This is a genomic window from Halolamina salina (assembly GCF_042678005.1).
In the GTDB taxonomy this organism is placed as follows: Archaea; Halobacteriota; Halobacteria; order Halobacteriales; family Haloferacaceae; genus Halolamina; species Halolamina salina.
The window spans coordinates 1,622-3,127 of the sequence record NZ_JBHUDH010000141.1 but is presented as its reverse complement, the minus strand read 5'-3'; the positions used below and the strand labels follow the sequence as shown (position 1 = coordinate 3,127).

At 68.8% G+C, this 1,506-nt stretch carries 2 protein-coding genes and 1 pseudogene; all 3 read right to left on the bottom strand.

Features of this window, described 5'->3' with window-relative positions; all coding sequences use genetic code 11:
* A pseudogene (locus tag ACFR9S_RS12190) lies at window positions 1–507 on the bottom strand (DNA primase DnaG); the annotation flags it as partial.
* Between the two features lie 152 nt (window positions 508–659).
* Window positions 660–1,037: a hypothetical protein gene (locus tag ACFR9S_RS12185; RefSeq protein WP_379732161.1), complete on the bottom strand. Its 378-nt coding sequence runs from the start codon at window positions 1,035–1,037 to the stop codon at window positions 660–662.
* 4 nt (window positions 1,038–1,041) lie between these two features.
* Window positions 1,042–1,506 (bottom strand): ornithine cyclodeaminase family protein (locus ACFR9S_RS12180; protein ID WP_379818777.1); only part of this gene is annotated, 465 nt, incomplete at its 5' end.

Below are 1,506 nucleotides of genomic sequence, written 5' to 3'. Positions count from 1 at the left end.
GACTGCGTCGCCGTCGGCGACGTTCGGACCGGCCGGGTAGCCCTCGTACTCGTCCATCTCGCCGGCGCGGACGGACTCGCGGACCTCCTCGTGGAGTTCGTCGCTGGTGAGCACGCTCTCCTCGAAGGAGTTCGCGAGCAGTTCCTTGGCGCGCTGGACGACGATCCGGCGCTTGGCGGCGCGGATGTCCTCGATGTCGGTCACTTCGATCCGGGCCTGACAGGGGCCGACCCGGGAGATCGTCTCGAGCGACGCCGCGAGGATCGCGGTCTCGACTTTGTCCATCGAGGAGGCGATCGTCACGTCGCCGAAGGACTGGCCGCCTTCGGTCTCGACGCTCACGTCGATGCGGCCGACCTTCGAGGAGTCCTGCAGGTCACGCAGGTCCATCTCGTCGCCGAGCAGGCCCTCGGTCTGGCCGAACACTGCGCCGACGACGTCGCTTCTCTCGATGACACCGTCCGCCGACAGTTTCGCGTGAATGAGGTATTTCGCTGTGTCTTGCATAGTGAGTGCCCGATCCGGGCTGAATGGTGATGTGAGACGGTCGCTCCGCTCGTTCGAAACGAGGCGATACGATTGGTTATACCTGTCGTCGGGCGGGTTCCCGTCGCGATCGCTCCCCCGAAGGACGACTGCGCTTCGCCGACGACTGGCGACTACGGCGCCACCGTCGCCTCACCGAACAGCGGGATCGAGAACAGGTACAGTAGCACCGCGCCCGCACTGGCGAGGATCGCCCAGTTCCGGCCGCGCGTGCCCCCCTCCCGCAGCACGACGACGCCCGCCAGCACCAGCAGCGCCAGTTGGAGGAGGCTCTCGACGTGGCTGGCGGTGATCCCGAACGTCCCGCGCAGGACGCCAACGGTGAGGGTCGTCGTCGCGACGGTCAGCGCGCCGCCGGCCGCGACCGCGACCGCCGACTCCGACGCTTCACGGATCGCCGCCGTCAGTCCGAGGTTACAGAGCGTGCGAGCGACGACCAGCGCGGTCAACAGCCCCGGGGACGTCCAGCCCGGGAACAGCCACTCGAACACGGCCTCACTCCCCGGTCAACGCCTGACTCGCCGGCGAGAACTCGATCGTCTCCCCGAGGCCCTGCTCGACGGCCTTCTCGTACAGCAGGTACGCGCCGGCGACCGTCTCGATCCCGGTGCCGCCGGAGTCGAACACGGTGATCTCCTCGTCGTCGGTCCGTCCCTCGGCTTCGCCGGCGATCACCTCCCCGAGTTCGGCGTGGATGTGGTCCTCCTCGACGACGCCCTCTTCCAGCGCGTGGAGGAACGAGCCGGCGTCCTTCGTCGCCCGGTCGCGGAGGTCCGGCACGTATTTCGCCCGCTCGATCGTCGTCGCGTCGAGTTCGCGCTTCTCGGGGTCGTACTGCCCCATTGCGGTGACGTGGGTGCCGGGTTCGAGGTCGTCGCCGTCGAACACCGGCTCCGAGGCGGTGGTGGCGGTGATCACCACGTCGGCGTCCCCGACTGCGGCCGCCGGGGAGGCGACCGC